Raw genomic sequence first — 17,201 nt, forward strand, 5'->3', positions numbered from 1 at the left:
TCCAAGGAAGAGGGCGGCCGCCACACCCCGTTCTTCAACAACTACCGTCCCCAGTTCTACTTCCGTACCACGGACGTGACCGGTGCGGTGGAGCTGCCCAAGGACAAGGAAATGGTCATGCCCGGCGACAACGTCGGCATCACCGTGAAGCTGATCGCGCCGATCGCGATGGAAACCGGCCTGCGCTTCGCCATCCGTGAAGGTGGTCGCACTGTCGGCTCGGGCGTCGTCGCCACGATCCTCGCGTAAGTTTTTCAAGGCCACAGGGGCATAGCTCAATTGGCAGAGCGTCGGTCTCCAAAACCGAAGGTTGGGGGTTCGAGACCCTCTGCCCCTGCCAACAGTCGCTGATCACGACGGTTGGTTTCCTGGCAACAAGCATCGGCCCGCGAGAGAGATCTCGGCGGGCCTTGCTGCTGATGGCGACAAACCTTGGCAGCGTCTGACAGCCGCTTCAAAGCGGCGCGTGAAAGTGAAGTGATGGCGAATCCTCCCCAAGTCGAGACCGTGACCAGCGGCGCCGACAAGGCCAAGCTGGCCGTTGCGGTACTGCTGCTGATTGGCGCGCTGGCGGCCTACTACGGCCTGTCCAAGCAAGGCCCGCTGGCGCAGTGGGCCTCGCTGCTCGTGTTGTTGGCCGCCGGCGTGGCGGCTTTCTTTACGTCTGAACACGGCAAAGCGCTGATCGCCTACGGCCGCGACTCGACGCGTGAAGTCAAGAAGGTGGTCTGGCCGACCCGCAAGGAAGCGACCCAGATGACGGGCTATGTGTTTGCCTTCGTCGTCGTCATGGCGCTCTTCCTGTGGATGACGGACAAGACGTTGGAATGGGTGCTGTACGACCTGATCCTGGGCTGGAAGCGCTGATCGCAAGGAATCTTGATGTCTGAAGAACAAGTCGTCACGACCGAAGCCCCGACGGGCCTGCCCAAGCGCTGGTATGTCGTCCATGCCTACTCGGGCATGGAAAAGGCTGTCGAACGCAACCTGCGCGAGCGCATTGACCGCGCCGGCATGCAGGACAAGTTCGGCCGCATCCTGGTGCCAACCGAAGAAGTCGTCGAGCTGAAGAACGGCAAGAAAGCCGTCACCGAGCGCCGCTTCTTCCCGGGCTATGTGCTGGTGGAAATGGCGATGGACGACGAGTCCTGGCATCTGGTCAAGCACACGTCCAAGGTGACGGGCTTTGTGGGCGGCGCAAAGAACCGCCCGGCCCCGATCTCGGAGGCCGAGGTCATGAAGATCGTCAACCAGATGCAGGAAGGCGTCGAGAAGCCACGGCCCAAGGTCGAGTGGACGGTCGGCGAGGTCGTGCGCGTCAAGGAAGGCCCCTTCACCGACTTCAACGGCTCGGTCGAAGAGGTCAACTACGACAAGTCCAAGGTGCGTGTGTCGGTCACGATCTTCGGCCGCGCGACGCCGGTGGAACTGGACTTCTCGCAGGTCGAAAAAGTTTGACGATGCGTCGTCAAACTTTTCGCCGCTGCCCGCAGGGCTAAGGCAAAAGGTCCGACGCGCACCTCTGACGTCCAAGTGAAGGGCTGCATAGCCTGAAATTTGAGCAGCAGAGTAGAATCCTGGGTTCGGCCGGCGTCCCCTAACGTCGACCCGTGATCAGTCTGCAACGAGAGGCGGACAAGAGGAGCAAAGGTAAGGACTTCGGTCCGAGTCCGATGCGCTAGCACTCAGGTGTTCAGGCTTGCCGCCCGGGCACTGGATTGGAGAAAACATGGCAAAGAAGATTGTCGGCTTCATCAAGCTGCAAATTCCGGCCGGCAAGGCCAACCCTTCGCCCCCGGTGGGTCCCGCGCTTGGTCAGCGTGGCCTGAACATCATGGAATTCTGCAAGGCGTTCAACGCCCAGACTTCGGCTGGTGGCTTCGAGCCCGGCATGAAGCTGCCGGTGGTCATCACCGCGTTCGCAGACAAGAGCTTCACCTTCGTCATCAAGTCGCCCCCGGCGACCGTGTTGATCAAGAAGGCCGCGAAGATCGAGAAGGGCTCGCAGCGCCCCCACCTGGATAAGGTCGGCAAGCTGACCCGCGCCCAGTTGGAAGAGATCGCAACGATCAAGACCAAGGACCTGACGGCCGCCAGCATGGACGCCGCAGTCAAGACCATCGCCGGCTCCGCCCGCTCGATGGGCATCATTGTGGAAGGGGTCTGACATGGCCAAGCTCACCAAGAAGCAAAAGGCGCTGGCTGGCAAGGTCGAGTCGACCAAGCTGTACGCGCTGACCGAAGCCCTGGACCTGGTCAAGAGCCTGGCCTCGGCCAAGTTCGATGAATCTATCGACGTCGCCGTTCAGCTCGGCATCGATGCCAAGAAGTCGGACCAGGTCGTTCGTGGCGCCGTCGTGCTGCCCAACGGCACCGGCAAGACCAAGCGCGTCGCCGTGTTCGCCCAAGGTGCCAAGGCTGATGAAGCCCGCGCCGCCGGCGCCGACGTCGTCGGCATGGAAGACCTGGCCGAGCGCGTCAAGGCGGGCGACATGCCCTTCGACGTGGTCATCGCCTCGCCCGACACGATGCGTGTCGTCGGTACTCTGGGTCAGATCCTGGGCCCGCGCGGCCTGATGCCTAACCCSAAGGTYGGCACCGTGACCCCGGACGTCGCCACTGCCGTCAAGAACGCCAAGGCTGGCCAGGTCCAGTTCCGCGTCGACAAGGCCGGCATCATCCACGGCACCCTCGGCCGTCGCTCGTTCGACACCGACAAGCTGGAAGGCAACCTCCGCGCGCYGATCGAAGCTCTGAACAAGAGCAAGCCGGCGTCGAGCAAGGGCATCTACCTGCGCAAGGTGGCCGTGTCTTCGACGATGGGCGTCGGCGCCCGAGTCGAAATCGCGTCGATCAACGCTCAGGCCAACGCGGCCTGATCAACACCAGGCCCTCGCGGTCTGGAGTGCTGAATCTGCTTGGGGCGAGTCTGGCCCTAGGCGACAAGATTGGTGGGGCGCTGCTCCGGTTCGCCGGGGCGGCGCGTCATCCAAGACCGTTGGTGGAGACCCCTTAAATCTCGGCGCAAGTTGAGAACCAACGCAGATGGCGGTCCCGCTGAAGGGTTTGCTGCTCCGAGCCATCGGGGTGGGTTTCCTGACAGATGGTCGCTGAATCCCTGGCGCTCCCAAAGCCGCAAGGCCGAGAGAGCAAATGTGAGGAGTAGACCTTGAGTCTCAATCGCAACGAGAAGGCAGTCGTTGTCTCCGACGTCGCAGCGCAAGCTGCCAAGTCGCAGACGCTGGCGCTGGCCGAGTACCGTGGCCTCACCGTTGAAGCCTTGAACAAGCTGCGCGTCACCGCGCGCGCCCAAGGTGTGTATCTTCACGTGCTGAAGAACACCCTGGCGCGTCGCGCTGTCGCCGGCACCCCGTTCGAGGCTGCTTCGGAGAGCATGGTCGGCCCGCTGATCTACGGCTTTTCGGAAGACGCTGTCGCGGCTGCCAAAGTCATCGCTGACTTTGCCAAGACCAACGACAAGCTCGTCATCAAGGGCGGTGCGTACGGTGGCAAGGCTCTGGACGTGAACGGCGTGAAGGCGCTGGCATCCGTCCCGAGCAAGGAAGTGCTGCTGTCGCAAATCGCAGGCCTGCTGCTGTCGCCGGTGCAACGCACCGCGGCCGTGCTGGCTGCCCTGGCTGCAAAGCGTGGCGAAGGCGCCGCTTCTACGGAAGCTGCTGCTGAAGAAGCCCCGGCTGCCGCCTGATCGACGAACTACGCGTTACACGCAATCAATCTGTTTTAAGGAAATTCATCATGGCATTCGATAAAGACGCTTTCCTGGCCTCGCTGGACAGCATGACCGTTCTGGAGCTGAACGATCTGGTCAAGGCAATTGAAGAGAAGTTCGGCGTGTCCGCCGCTTCGATGGCTGCTCCGGCCGCCGGTGGCGCCGGCGGCGGCGCCGCTGCTGCCGTTGAAGAGAAGACCGAGTTCAACGTCGTGCTGACCGAAGCCGGCGCGCAGAAGGTCTCCGTCATCAAGGCCGTCCGTGAAATCACGGGCCTGGGTCTGAAGGAAGCCAAGGACCTGGTCGACGGCGCTCCGAAGAACGTCAAGGAAGCCGTTTCCAAGGCCGACGGCGAAGCTGCAGTCAAGAAGCTGGTGGAAGCCGGCGCCAAGGCTGAGCTGAAGTAAGACTTTGGGGTGGGGCCTGTGCAGCAGGTCCGGCCCCACTGACTAGAAAAGGGGTTGCCTTTGGGCTTCCCCTTTTTTGTCTTTGCGGGTTAATCCTGCTTGAGAACAGGTGAAAGACCTCGCGCGGGTATGATGCGCGGTTCTTTCACGTGTTCTCTGATCCGACTGCAGAGAACCAGTTTGGTCGGACTTCGGTGCAATGCCGAAGTTGTCCGCCAGCGGTTGGTAGTGGCCAACCACCAAGCTAGGCAGCCGCCCGTTCTGGGTGAGTGAGCCAGCCAGTCGCCGACGCGGCTCGCCCCACGGCCAGGGGTGGGCTCGACACGGAGTGTTTATGGCGCAAGCAACCCCCTACAGCTATACCGAGCGCAAGCGGATCCGCAAGAGCTTCGGCAAGCGCGAGAGCGTTCTCAACGTTCCCTATCTGCTCACGATGCAGAAGGACAGCTACGTGGCCTTCCTGCAAAAGGACGTGCCCGCCGCCAAACGCAAGCCCGAAGGGCTGCAGGCGGCTTTCCTTTCGGCGTTCCCGATTGTTTCGCACAACGGTTTCGTCGAGATGAAGTTCCTCGAGTTCAACATCGCCAAGCCGCCGTTCGACACCCGTGAGTGCCAACAGCGTGGGTTGACCTATGCAGCCGCCGTGCGCGCGCGCCTGCAGATGATCATCTATGACCGTGAGAGCCCGCAGGCCAAGACGGTCAAGGAAATCAAGGAGCAAGAGGTCTACATGGGCGAAGTGCCCCTGATGACCGACTACGGCTCCTTCATCGTCAACGGTACCGAGCGCGTCATCGTGTCGCAGCTGCACCGTTCGCCGGGCGTGTTCTTCGAGCACGACAAGGGCAAGACCCACAGTTCGGGCAAGCTGCTGTTCAGCGCTCGCATCATTCCTTACCGCGGCTCCTGGCTGGACTTCGAGTTCGACCCGAAGGACATCCTGTACTTCCGCGTCGACCGCCGCCGCAAGATGCCGGTCACCATCCTGCTCAAGGCCATCGGCCTGAAGCCGGAACAGATCCTGGCCCACTTCTTCGTGTTCGACAACTTCCGCCTGATGGATGTTGGCGCGCAGCTCGAATTCGTTGCCGACCGCCTGAAGGGTGAAGTCGCCCGTTTCGACATCGTCGACAAGTCGGGTGCCGTCATCGTCGAGAAGGACAAGCGCATCACGGCCCGCCATGCGCGCCAGTTGGAGCAATCCGGCACGCAGCACATCTCGGTGCCCGAGGACTTCCTGGTCGGCCGCGTGCTGGCCAAGAACATGATCGACGCCGATACCGGCGAGATCATCGCCAAGGCCAATGACGAACTGACCGACGCGCTGCTGAAGAAGCTGCGCCAGGCCGGCGTCAAGGAAATCCAGTGCCTGTTCACGAACGAGCTGGACGAAGGCGCCTACATCTCGCAGACGCTGGCGTCTGACGAGACCGAAACGCAGCTGGCCGCCCGCGTCGCCATTTACCGCATGATGCGCCCCGGCGAACCGCCGACGGAAGACGCCGTCGAAGCGCTGTTCAATCGCCTGTTCTACAGCACCGACACCTACGACCTGAGCCGTGTCGGCCGCATGAAGTTCAACGCGCGTGTCGGCCGTGACACGCCCGAAGGCAACATGAACCTGTCCAACGAGGACATCCTTGACGTCGTCAAGATCCTCGTCGAGCTGCGCAATGGCCGCGGCGAAGTGGACGACATCGACCACTTGGGCAATCGTCGCGTGCGTTGCGTGGGCGAACTGGCCGAAAACCAGTACCGCTCGGGCCTCGCCCGCATCGAGAAGGCCGTCAAGGAGCGTCTGGGCCAGGCCGAGACCGAAGCCCTGATGCCGCACGACCTGATCAACTCCAAGCCGATTTCCGCGGCGCTGAAGGAGTTCTTCGGGGCGTCGCAGCTGTCGCAGTTCATGGACCAGACCAACCCGCTGTCGGAAATCACGCACAAGCGTCGTGTTTCCGCTCTTGGCCCGGGTGGTTTGACCCGCGAGCGCGCTGGCTTCGAAGTCCGCGACGTGCACCCGACCCACTACGGTCGCGTCTGCCCGATCGAAACGCCGGAAGGCCCGAACATCGGCCTGATCAACTCGCTGGCGCTGTTCGCTCAGCTCAACGAGTACGGCTTCCTGGAAACGCCGTATCGCCGCGTTGTTGACGGCCACGTCACCGACCAGATCGACTACCTGTCTGCCATCGAGGAAGGCAAGTACGTCATCGCCCAGGCGAATGCGACGCTGAACACCACTGGCGAGCTGACGGACGAGCTGGTCTCGGCCCGTGAGAACGGCGAGTCGGTGCTGACGTCGCCTGAGCGCATCCAGTACATGGACGTGGCGCCGACGCAGATCGTATCGGTGGCAGCCTCGCTCGTGCCCTTCCTCGAGCACGATGACGCGAACCGCGCACTGATGGGCGCCAACATGCAGCGCCAGGCCGTGCCGGTGCTGCGCCCTGAGAAGGCTTTCGTGGGTACGGGCGTCGAGCGCGTGGCTGCGAAGGACTCGGGTACGGTGGTCGCGGCTCGCCGCGGTGGCGTCGTCGACTATGTCGACACCAACCGCATCGTGATCCGCGTGAACGATGACGAGACCGTGGCCGGTGAGGTCGGTGTCGACATCTACAACCTGATCAAGTACCAGCGTTCCAACCAGAACACCAACATCCACCAGCGCCCGATCGTGCGCCGTGGCGACAAGGTGGCAGCCGAGGACATCATTGCCGACGGCGCGTCCACCGACATCGGTGAGCTGGCCCTGGGCCAGAACATGCTGGTCGCGTTCATGCCCTGGAACGGCTACAACTTCGAAGACTCGATCCTGATCTCCGAACGCGTCATTGCCGAAGACCGCTACACCTCGATCCATATCGAGGAACTGGTCGTCAACGCGCGTGACACCAAGCTGGGCGCCGAGGAAATCACCCGCGACATCCCGAATCTGTCGGAGCAACAACTCGGCCGTCTGGACGAGTCGGGCATCGTCTACGTCGGTGCCGAGGTGAACCCTGGCGACGTGCTGGTCGGCAAGGTCACGCCCAAGGGCGAGACGACGCTGACGCCGGAAGAGAAGCTGCTTCGCGCCATCTTCGGCGAGAAGGCTTCGGACGTGAAGGACACGTCGCTGCGTGTCGACCAAGGCACCAACGGCACCGTCATCGACGTGCAGGTCTTCACCCGTGAAGGCATCCAGCGCGACAAGCGCGCCCAGCAGATCATCGACGACGAGCTCAAGCGCTACCGCTTGGACCTGAACGACCAGCTGCGCATCGTCGAGAGCGACGCCTTCGACCGTATCGAGAAGCTGCTCGTCGGCAAGCTCGCCAACGGCGGCCCGCAGAAGATCGCCAAGGGCACGGCCATCGACAAGGAATACCTGGCCTCGGTCGAGAAGTTCCATTGGTTCGACATCCGTCCCGCCGAGGAAGACATCGCCAACCAGCTCGAGTCGATTAAGAACTCGCTCGACCAGACTCGCCACAGCTTCGACCTGGCTTTTGAAGAAAAGCGCAAGAAGCTGACGCAGGGCGACGAGCTGCCCGCTGGCGTGCTGAAGATGGTCAAGGTCTACCTGGCCGTCAAGCGCCGCCTGCAGCCTGGCGACAAGATGGCCGGCCGTCACGGCAACAAGGGTGTGGTGTCCAAGGTCACCCCGATCGAAGACATGCCCTACATGGCCGACGGCACGCCTGCCGACATCGTGCTGAATCCGCTGGGCGTGCCCTCGCGGATGAACGTGGGTCAGGTTCTCGAAGTGCATCTGGGCTGGGCCGGCAAGGGCATCGGCCAGCGCATCGGCGACATGCTGCAGCAGCACACCAAGGTTGCCGAGCTGCGCAAGCTGTTCGACCAGCTCTACAACCAGAGCGGTGGCAAGACGGAACGCATCGAAGACCTGACGGACGACGAAGTGCTGGAGATGGCCGCGAACCTCGCCAAGGGCGTGCCCTTCGCGACGCCGGTCTTCGATGGTGCCAAGGAAGAAGAAATCCGCGGCATGCTCAAGCTGGCGTACCCGGACGACATTGCCGCCAAGAAGGGCCTGACCGCTACGCGCACCCAGGCCTGGCTGTGCGACGGCCGCACCGGCGAGCAGTTCGAGCGCCCGGTCACCGTCGGCTACATGCACGTGCTGAAGCTGCACCACTTGGTGGACGACAAGATGCACGCCCGTTCGACTGGCCCGTACTCGCTCGTCACGCAGCAACCGCTGGGCGGCAAGGCGCAGTTCGGCGGCCAGCGTTTCGGCGAAATGGAAGTCTGGGCGCTGGAAGCCTATGGCGCCTCCTACATCCTGCAGGAAATGCTGACGGTCAAGTCCGATGACGTGAACGGGCGCACCAAGGTGTACGAGTCCATCGTCAAGGGCGAACACGCCATCGAAGCCGGCATGCCGGAATCCTTCAATGTTCTGGTCAAGGAAATCCGTTCCCTTGGCATCGACATTGAACTGGTCAAGAACTAAGGAGCAGATGCATGAAGGGACTACTCGACCTATTCAAGCAATTCACCCCCGATGAGCATTTCGATGCCATCCAGATCGGCCTGGCTTCTCCGGAGAAGATCCGCAGCTGGTCGTTCGGCGAGGTGAAGAAGCCCGAGACCATCAACTACCGCACCTTCAAGCCGGAACGCGACGGCCTGTTCTGCGCCAAGATCTTTGGCCCGATCAAGGACTACGAGTGCCTGTGCGGCAAGTACAAGCGCCTGAAGCACCGCGGCGTCATCTGCGAGAAGTGCGGCGTTGAAGTCACCCAGACCAAGGTCCGTCGTGACCGCATGGGCCACATCGACCTGGCCGCGCCCTGCGCGCACATCTGGTTCCTGAAGAGCCTGCCGTCGCGTCTGGGCCTGGTGCTCGACATGACGCTGCGCGACATCGAACGCGTGCTGTACTTCGAAGCGTATGTGGTCGTCGACCCGGGTATGACCCCGCTGAAGAAGTTCTCGATCATGAGCGAGGACGACTACGACGCCAAGCGCATCGAATTCGGCGACGAGTTCATCGCGCTGATGGGCGCCGAGGGCATCAAGAACCTGCTGCAGGAAATGGATCTCGACATCGAGATCGATCGCCTGCGCAACGACATGACCGGCTCCGAGCTCAAGGTCAAGAAGAACTCCAAGCGCCTGAAGGTCATGGAGGCCTTCAAGAAGTCCGGCATCAAGCCGAACTGGATGGTGCTGGACGTGCTGCCCGTGCTGCCGCCGGACCTGCGTCCGYTGGTGCCGCTGGACGGCGGCCGCTTCGCGACYTCSGACCTSAACGACCTTTACCGYCGCGTCATCAACCGCAACAACCGCCTGGCCCGCCTGCTCGAGCTGAAGGCCCCTGAGATCATCGTGCGCAACGAAAAGCGCATGCTGCAGGAAGCCGTCGACTCGCTGCTGGACAACGGCCGCCGCGGCAAGGCGATGACCGGCGCGAACAAGCGTGCCCTCAAGTCGCTGGCCGACATGATCAAGGGCAAGAGCGGTCGCTTCCGCCAGAACTTGCTGGGCAAGCGCGTCGACTACTCGGGCCGTTCGGTCATCGTGGTCGGCCCGACGCTCAAGCTGCACCAGTGCGGCCTGCCCAAGCTGATGGCGCTCGAACTCTTCAAGCCCTTCATCTTCAGCCGTCTCGAAGCCATGGGCATCGCGACGACGATCAAGGCCGCGAAGAAGGAAGTCGAATCCGGCACGCCGGTGGTCTGGGACATCCTTGAAGAAGTCATCAAGGAGCACCCGGTCCTGCTGAACCGCGCCCCGACGCTGCACCGCCTCGGCATCCAGGCTTTCGAGCCCGTGCTGATTGAAGGCAAGGCCATCCAGCTGCACCCGCTCGTCTGCTCGGCCTTCAACGCCGACTTCGACGGTGACCAGATGGCCGTCCACGTGCCGCTGTCGATCGAAGCGCAGATGGAAGCCCGCACGCTGATGCTGGCCTCCAACAACGTGCTGTTCCCGGCTTCCGGCGAACCATCGATCGTGCCGTCGCAAGACGTGGTGCTGGGTCTGTACTACGCGACTCGCGAACGCACCAACGGCAAGGGCGAGGGCATGATCTTCTCGGACATTCCCGAGATGATCCGTGCGCTGGAAAACGGTGCCGTCGAGATCACCGCCAAGATCAGCGTGCGTCTGGTCGAGTGGACCAAGGACAAGGACACGGGCGAGTTCGTGGCCGAGACCAAGCTAACGGACACCACCGTCGGCCGTGCTTTGCTGTCCGAGATCCTGCCCAAGGGCCTGCCGTTCTCGAACATCAACAAGGCACTCAAGAAGAAGGAAATCAGCAAGCTGATCAACACCTCCTTCCGCAAGTGCGGCCTGAAGGAAACCGTCGTGCTGGCCGACAAGCTGCTGCAAAGCGGCTTCAAGCTCGCCACGCGCGCCGGTATCTCCATCGCCATCGACGACATGCTGGTGCCCGCTCAGAAGCACACGCTGATCGAGCGCGCCGAGAAGGAAGTCAAGGAGATCGAGCAGCAGTACGTCTCGGGTCTCGTGACGGCCGGCGAGCGCTACAACAAGGTCGTGGACATCTGGGGCAAGGCCGGCGACGAAATCGGCAAGAAGATGATGGACCACCTCAAGGTCGAGAAGACCGTGGACCGTCATGGCAAGACCGTCGACCAGGAGTCCTTCAACTCGATCTACATGATGGCCGACTCGGGTGCCCGCGGTAGCGCGGCCCAGATCCGCCAGTTGGCTGGCATGCGCGGCCTGATGGCCAAGCCGGACGGCTCCATCATCGAGACCCCCATCACGGCGAACTTCCGTGAAGGCCTGAACGTGTTGCAGTACTTCATCTCCACCCACGGTGCTCGTAAGGGCCTGGCGGACACGGCTCTGAAGACCGCGAACTCCGGCTACCTGACGCGTCGCCTGGTCGACGTGACCCAGGATCTGGTGGTCATCGAGAATGACTGCGGCACCGACAACGGCATGGCGATGCGTGCCTTGGTCGAAGGTGGTGAAGTCATCGAATCGCTGCGTGACCGCGTCCTCGGCCGCGTCACCGCGATCGATGTTGTGCACCCCGAGACCCAGATTTCGCTGCTGGGTGCCAGCCACATGCTGGACGAAGACACGCTGGACGTGCTGGAAGCCGCTGGTGTCGACGAAATCAAGGTCCGCACGCCGCTGACCTGCGCCACACGTTTCGGCCTTTGCGCCAAGTGCTATGGCCGCGACCTCGGCCGCGGTGGCCTGGTGAACGTCGGTGAAGCTGTCGGCGTCATTGCCGCGCAGTCCATCGGCGAACCCGGTACGCAGCTGACGATGCGGACCTTCCACATCGGCGGTGCGGCGTCGCGTGCAGCGGTGGCCTCCAGCGTCGAAGCCAAGTCGGACGGCATCATCGGCTTCAACGCCACGATGCGCTACGTCACCAACGGCAAGGGCGAACTGGTGGTGATTTCCCGCTCCGGCGAGATCGTCATTTCCGACCCGCACGGCCGCGAGCGTGAGCGTCACAAGGTGCCGTACGGCGCGATCCTGAACATCAAGGCCAGCCAGACTATCAAGGCCGGTGTGGTGCTCGCGAACTGGGACCCGCTGACCCGCCCGATCATCACGGAATTCGCCGGCAAGGCAAAGTTCGAGAACGTCGAGGAAGGCGTGACCGTCGCCAAGCAGGTGGACGAGGTGACCGGTCTGTCGACCCTGGTCGTCATCGACCCGAAGCGCCGCGGTGCGGCCAAGGTGATCCGCCCGCAGGTCAAGCTGTTGGACGCTGGTGGCCACGAGGTCAAGATCCCGGGTACCGATCACTCGGTGGCCATCGGCTTCCAGGTCGGCTCGCTGATCCAGATCCGCGACGGCCAGGAGCTGCTGCCCGGTGAAGTGCTCGCCCGTATCCCGGTCGAAGGCCAGAAGACCCGTGACATTACCGGCGGTCTGCCGCGTGTGGCGGAGTTGTTCGAAGCGCGAAGCCCGAAGGATGTCGGTGTGCTCGCTGAGCAGACCGGTACCGTGTCGTTCGGTAAGGAGACCAAGGGCAAAATCCGCCTGCAGATCACCGACCCGGACGGCAAGGCCCACGAGGAACTCGTGCCCAAGGAAAAGAACATCCTGGTGCACGAAGGCCAGGTGGTCAACCGCGGCGAGCTGATCGTCGACGGTGCCGCGGATCCGCAGGACATCCTGCGCCTGCTGGGCATCGAGGAACTGGCGCGCTACATCGTCGACGAAGTGCAGGACGTCTACCGACTCCAGGGCGTGAAGATCAACGACAAGCACATCGAGGTGATCGTTCGCCAGATGCTGCGTCGCGTGATGATCACAAACCCGGGCGATTCGACCTACATCCTCAACGAGCAGGTCGAGCGTTCGGAGCTGCTGGATACCAACGATCGTCTGCGCAAGGAAGGCAAGATGATTGCCATCCACGCGGACGTGCTGCTGGGCATCACCAAGGCCTCGCTGTCGACCGATTCGTTCATCTCGGCCGCTTCCTTCCAGGAAACGACCCGCGTGCTCACCGAGGCTGCCATCATGGGCAAGCGCGACGAGCTGCGTGGCCTGAAGGAAAACGTCATCGTCGGCCGCCTGATCCCCGCGGGCACCGGCATGGCCTTCCACGAGGCGCGTCGCGTCAAGGAAGCCATGGACGACGCCGAGCGCCGTGCCATCGCGCTGCAGGAGGCCGAGGAATTGGCCGCTGCACAGATGGCTGGCGTGGACGCTGGCGACAGCTCGGCTGAATAAGCCCCGAGGGTTCTACCCTCCGAAGCCGCCCGCGGTTCAAGCTGCGGGCGGCTTTTTCTTTGGTGGATTCATTCGAGCGACCAGCGTTCCGGCGTCATGATGAGCAGCCCGCGCGGCCGGGCGCGCTTGGCCAGCGCCAGCACGGCCTTGTCGCGTGAGATCAGCCAGCGCGCCCGGCTCGAGAGTGCCAGATCAATGAATTTCTGGTCGTCGGGGTCGCGGCAGACCAAGCGCGAGGCCAGGGGCTGGGGCTCGATGGTCTCGACCGGCTGCGCGTGGGCGTCGAACTGTGCCTCGATGAAGACCAGATCTGGCGCATAGCTCGCCGCGACGCCGCGACCCAGCACATGTCGGATCTCATCGCGCATGGGTGGCGCTACCAGCCAGCGCAACGCGCCCGAGGTGACCGCGGTGATCAAAGCCTGAATGCGTGAGTCGCGGAACACCAGCCAGTCCATCACGACCTGGGTGTCGATGACGATGGCCGGCTTGTCTGCAGCGGAAAACGGAAAGCTGGGTAAGGCGGCGGGCGGGGTGGAGGCGGCCATGTCGTCAGCTTACAGGGCATGGCGCATGCATCCGGGCAGACCCTTGTGCCGAATTCCCCGCCGGTCTACAATCCTCGGCTCTTTGCCTTTTGGGCGGCGCATTGCTGCGTGCCTAAAAATCAGCGAAGGCTCACAGACTTCAAACGGGAACAAGTCGTTTATGCCAACCATCAATCAACTGGTGCGCCACGGTCGAGAGGCCGAGGTCACCAAATCCAAGTCGCCTGCGATGCAGAATTGCCCGCAGCGCCGCGGTGTCTGCACCCGCGTCTATACCACCACSCCSAAGAAGCCGAACTCGGCTCTGCGTAAGGTCGCCAAGGTGCGTCTGACCAACGGTTTCGAGGTCATCTCGTACATCGGCGGTGAAGGCCACAACCTGCAAGAACACAGCGTTGTGCTCGTGCGCGGCGGCCGTGTGAAAGACTTGCCCGGCGTTCGTTACCACATCGTCCGTGGTTCGCTCGACCTGCAAGGCGTCAAGGATCGCAAGCAATCGCGTTCCAAGTACGRCGCGAAGCGTCCGAAGAAGTAAATCGTTTGTTCGGCTCAGTCAGCATTGACTGAACCAACGTTGTTGCGGCTGCTGAAATGTCAGTCAGCCGAGTAAGTGGATAACCCCAGATGTCGGTGGTTGTCCAACGGAGTCCGGCAAACGCCACCTCCAACTGAAGCAGAAGGAAGAATCCCATGCCACGTCGTCGCGAAGTACCCAAGCGCGAAATCCTGCCGGACCCCAAGTTCGGCTCCGTCGATCTGTCCAAGTTCATGAACGTCATCATGGAATCGGGCAAGAAGGCCGTCGCTGAGCGCATCATTTACGGTGCCCTGGAGCAGGTCGAGAAGAAGATCGGCAAGGATCCGCTGGAAGTGTTCATGGTCGCCCTGAACAACGTGAAGCCCATGGTCGAAGTGAAGTCCCGCCGTGTCGGCGGTGCGAACTACCAAGTTCCCGTGGAAGTTCGCCCCGTCCGCCGGATGGCTCTGGCCATGCGTTGGTTGAAGGAGTCCGCCCGCAAGCGCGGTGAGAAGTCGATGGCCCAGCGCCTGGCCAATGAACTGCTGGAGGCCGCTGAAGGCCGTGGCGGCGCGATGAAGAAGCGCGACGAAGTTCACCGCATGGCTGAAGCCAACAAGGCTTTCTCGCACTTCCGCTTCTAAACTCACTGTCTTTCAGCCGCCTCGGGTTTCTACCAACCCGCTGGCGGCTCCTGTCTTCTGGAGCAAACCATGGCCCGCAAAACCCCCATCGAGCGCTACCGCAACATCGGTATCTCTGCGCACATCGATGCCGGCAAGACCACCACGACCGAGCGCATCCTTTACTACACCGGCGTGAACCACAAGATCGGTGAGGTGCATGACGGCGCCGCCACGATGGACTGGATGGAGCAAGAGCAAGAGCGTGGCATCACGATCACCTCTGCTGCCACGACCTGCTTCTGGAAGGGCATGGACCTGGCTCGACCCGAGCACCGCATCAACATCATCGACACCCCCGGGCACGTCGACTTCACGATTGAAGTCGAGCGCTCGATGCGCGTGCTGGACGGTGCCTGCATGGTCTATTGCGCCGTCGGTGGCGTGCAGCCSCAGTCGGAAACCGTSTGGCGCCAGGCCAACAAGTACAAGGTGCCSCGCMTCGCGTTCGTCAACAAGATGGACCGCACCGGCGCGAACTTCTTCAAGGTCTACGACCAGATGAAGCTGCGTCTCAAGGCTAATCCGGTGCCCGTCGTCATCCCCATCGGCGCCGAAGACAAGTTCACCGGCGTGATCGACCTCATCAAGATGAAGGCGATCATCTGGGACGAAGCCTCGCAAGGCATGAAGTTCAACTACGAAGACATCCCGGCTGACCTGCAGGCCGAGGCCGTCAAGTGGCGCGAAAACCTCATCGAAGCCGCCGCTGAGTCCAGCGAAGAGCTGATGAACAAGTACCTGGAGTCGGGTGATCTGGACGAAGAGGAAATCGTCTCGGCCATCCGCAAGCGCACGATCGCCGCTGAAATCCAGCCGATGTTCTGCGGCACCGCCTTCAAGAACAAGGGCGTGCAGCGCATGCTCGACGGCATCATCGATTTCATGCCCTCGCCGGCTGACATCCCGCCGGTGCCTGGCACCGACGATGACGACAAGCCGGTCGTGCGCCAACGTATCGACGAAGAGAAGTTCGCTGCGCTGGCCTTCAAGCTGATGACCGACCCCTACGTCGGCCAGCTGACCTTCGTGCGCGTCTACTCGGGCGTGCTGAAGTCGGGCGACTCGGTCTACAACCCGATCCGCGGCAAGAAGGAACGCATCGGCCGGATCCTGCAGATGCACGCCAACCAGCGTGAAGAAATCTCGGAAATTCTGGCCGGCGACATCGCCGCCTGCGTGGGCTTGAAGGACGTCACCACGGGCGAAACCCTGTGCGACCCGGACAGCATCATCACGCTGGAAAAGATGGTCTTCCCTGAGCCCGTGATCTCGCAGGCCGTCGAGCCCAAGACCAAGGCCGACCAGGAAAAGATGGGTATCGCCCTGGGCCGCCTGGCCAAGGAAGACCCGTCCTTCCGTCTGCGCACCGATGAAGAGTCGGGCCAGACCATCATCTCCGGCATGGGCGAGCTCCACCTGGAAATCATCGTCGACCGCATGAAGCGCGAGTTCGGCGTGGAAGCCAACGTCGGCAAGCCGCAAGTGGCCTACCGCGAAACCATCCGCAAGACGGCTTCGGACGTCGAAGGCAAGTTCGTGCGCCAATCCGGGGGCAAGGGCCAGTACGGCCACGTCGTGYTGACCGTCGAGCCGCAGGAAGCTGGCAAGGGCTTCGAGTTCGTCGACGCCATCAAGGGCGGCGTGGTGCCGCGCGAATACATCCCCGCGGTCGAAAAGGGTGTTATCGACTCCCTGCCGAACGGCGTGCTGGCTGGCTTCCCGGTTGTGGACGTCAAGGTCACGCTGACCTTCGGTTCGTACCATGATGTCGACTCGAACGAAAACGCGTTCAAGATGGCTGCGTCCCTGGGCTTCAAGGAAGGCTGCCGCAGGGCTTCGCCGGTGATCCTGGAGCCGATGATGGCCGTGGAAGTCGAGACGCCTGAAGACTATGCCGGCAACGTGATGGGCGATCTGTCCAGCCGCCGCGGCATGGTGCAGGGCATGGACGACATGGTCGGTGGCGGCAAGGCCATCAAGGCCGAAGTCCCGCTGTCGGAAATGTTCGGCTACTCGACGACCCTGCGCTCGATGTCGCAAGGCCGTGCCACGTACACGATGGAGTTCAAGCACTACAGCGAAGCTCCGAAGAACGTGGCCGACGCCATCATTACCGCTCGCGGAAAGTAATGGTCTGGGGTTGGACCTGCGTAGCAGCTCCGACCTCACTGATTCAGAAGCCGGCGCGAGCCTGAGGCTTGCGCCGCCGTCTTCTCGTGGATCGCCCTGGGTTGCCAGTCACCAGGGATTTCCGGTTCACGAGGAAACGCAAAACCAACCGACTGGCAATGCTCTTTCTCTGGAGTCAAGAAAATGGCAAAAGGCAAGTTTGAACGGACCAAGCCGCACGTGAACGTGGGCACGATTGGCCACGTTGACCATGGCAAGACGACGCTGACGGCAGCGATCGCGACCGTGCTGTCCAAGAAGTTCGGCGGCGAGGCCAAGGCCTACGACCAGATCGACGCAGCGCCCGAAGAAAAGGCCCGCGGCATCACGATCAACACCGCTCACGTCGAGTACGAGACGGCCAACCGCCACTACGCGCACGTTGACTGCCCCGGCCACGCCGACTACGTCAAGAACATGATCACCGGTGCCGCCCAGATGGACGGCGCCATCCTGGTG

The 17,201-nt window shown here is 62.4% G+C and carries 14 protein-coding genes and 1 tRNA gene; 14 read left to right on the top strand and 1 reads right to left on the bottom strand.

Annotated elements, in window-relative coordinates:
• The 10 genes from ACXJKJ_RS28505 to rpoC all read left to right on the top strand — a co-directional run.
• A partial coding sequence (locus ACXJKJ_RS28505; RefSeq protein ID WP_457392706.1) for an EF-Tu C-terminal domain-related protein occupies positions 1-249 on the top strand: 249 nt, incomplete at its 5' end.
• A 15-nt stretch (positions 250-264) separates the two neighbouring features.
• Positions 265-340: transfer RNA gene (locus tag ACXJKJ_RS28510), tRNA-Trp, on the top strand.
• Positions 341-480: 140 nt separating this feature from the next.
• A complete protein-coding gene (secE, locus tag ACXJKJ_RS28515) occupies positions 481-867 on the top strand; it encodes a preprotein translocase subunit SecE (protein ID WP_056194808.1) in 387 nt (128 codons plus the stop codon).
• Positions 868-882: 15 nt separating this feature from the next.
• On the top strand, positions 883-1,458 hold the full coding sequence (nusG, locus tag ACXJKJ_RS28520) for a transcription termination/antitermination protein NusG (protein WP_057297385.1): 576 nt from the start codon (positions 883-885) through the stop codon (positions 1,456-1,458).
• Between the two features lie 271 nt (positions 1,459-1,729).
• The gene (gene rplK, locus ACXJKJ_RS28525; protein ID WP_056194802.1) at positions 1,730-2,167 is read left to right on the top strand and encodes a 50S ribosomal protein L11; all 438 of its coding nucleotides are present in this window, start codon (positions 1,730-1,732) and stop codon (positions 2,165-2,167) included.
• Position 2,168: 1 nt separating this feature from the next.
• The gene (rplA, locus tag ACXJKJ_RS28530; protein WP_457394419.1) at positions 2,169-2,879 is read left to right on the top strand and encodes a 50S ribosomal protein L1; all 711 of its coding nucleotides are present in this window, start codon (positions 2,169-2,171) and stop codon (positions 2,877-2,879) included.
• A gap of 290 nt (positions 2,880-3,169) precedes the next feature.
• Positions 3,170-3,706 carry a 50S ribosomal protein L10 gene (gene rplJ / locus ACXJKJ_RS28535; protein WP_056194797.1) on the top strand — a complete coding sequence of 179 codons (537 nt, stop codon included), beginning with the start codon at positions 3,170-3,172 and terminating at the stop codon, positions 3,704-3,706.
• 50 nt (positions 3,707-3,756) lie between these two features.
• On the top strand, positions 3,757-4,137 hold the full coding sequence (rplL, locus tag ACXJKJ_RS28540) for a 50S ribosomal protein L7/L12 (RefSeq protein WP_056194794.1): 381 nt from the start codon (positions 3,757-3,759) through the stop codon (positions 4,135-4,137).
• Between the two features lie 334 nt (positions 4,138-4,471).
• Entirely contained in the window at positions 4,472-8,593 is a 4,122-nt protein-coding gene (gene rpoB, locus ACXJKJ_RS28545; RefSeq protein WP_056194792.1) for a DNA-directed RNA polymerase subunit beta, read from the top strand.
• Between the two features lie 11 nt (positions 8,594-8,604).
• Positions 8,605-12,822, top strand: coding sequence for a DNA-directed RNA polymerase subunit beta' (gene rpoC / locus ACXJKJ_RS28550; protein ID WP_056194789.1), 4,218 nt, complete (start codon positions 8,605-8,607; stop codon positions 12,820-12,822).
• A gap of 68 nt (positions 12,823-12,890) precedes the next feature.
• Here rpoC and ACXJKJ_RS28555 read toward each other — a convergent pair whose 3' ends face one another.
• Entirely contained in the window at positions 12,891-13,370 is a 480-nt protein-coding gene (locus tag ACXJKJ_RS28555; RefSeq protein WP_457394422.1) for a putative toxin-antitoxin system toxin component, PIN family, read from the bottom strand.
• A 160-nt stretch (positions 13,371-13,530) separates the two neighbouring features.
• Here ACXJKJ_RS28555 and rpsL point away from each other — a divergent pair, with 160 nt between their 5' ends.
• The 4 genes from rpsL to ACXJKJ_RS28575 all read left to right on the top strand — a co-directional run.
• Entirely contained in the window at positions 13,531-13,905 is a 375-nt protein-coding gene (gene rpsL, locus ACXJKJ_RS28560; RefSeq protein WP_457394424.1) for a 30S ribosomal protein S12, read from the top strand.
• Positions 13,906-14,060: 155 nt separating this feature from the next.
• Positions 14,061-14,531 carry a 30S ribosomal protein S7 gene (gene rpsG / locus ACXJKJ_RS28565; RefSeq protein ID WP_056194782.1) on the top strand — a complete coding sequence of 157 codons (471 nt, stop codon included), beginning with the start codon at positions 14,061-14,063 and terminating at the stop codon, positions 14,529-14,531.
• A gap of 69 nt (positions 14,532-14,600) precedes the next feature.
• On the top strand, positions 14,601-16,703 hold the full coding sequence (gene fusA / locus ACXJKJ_RS28570; RefSeq protein WP_457394428.1) for an elongation factor G: 2,103 nt from the start codon (positions 14,601-14,603) through the stop codon (positions 16,701-16,703).
• Positions 16,704-16,886: 183 nt separating this feature from the next.
• The coding region (locus ACXJKJ_RS28575; protein ID WP_457394430.1) for a GTP-binding protein at positions 16,887-17,201 on the top strand (315 nt) is incomplete at its 3' end.

Source organism: Roseateles sp. P5_E1, assembly GCF_054049335.1.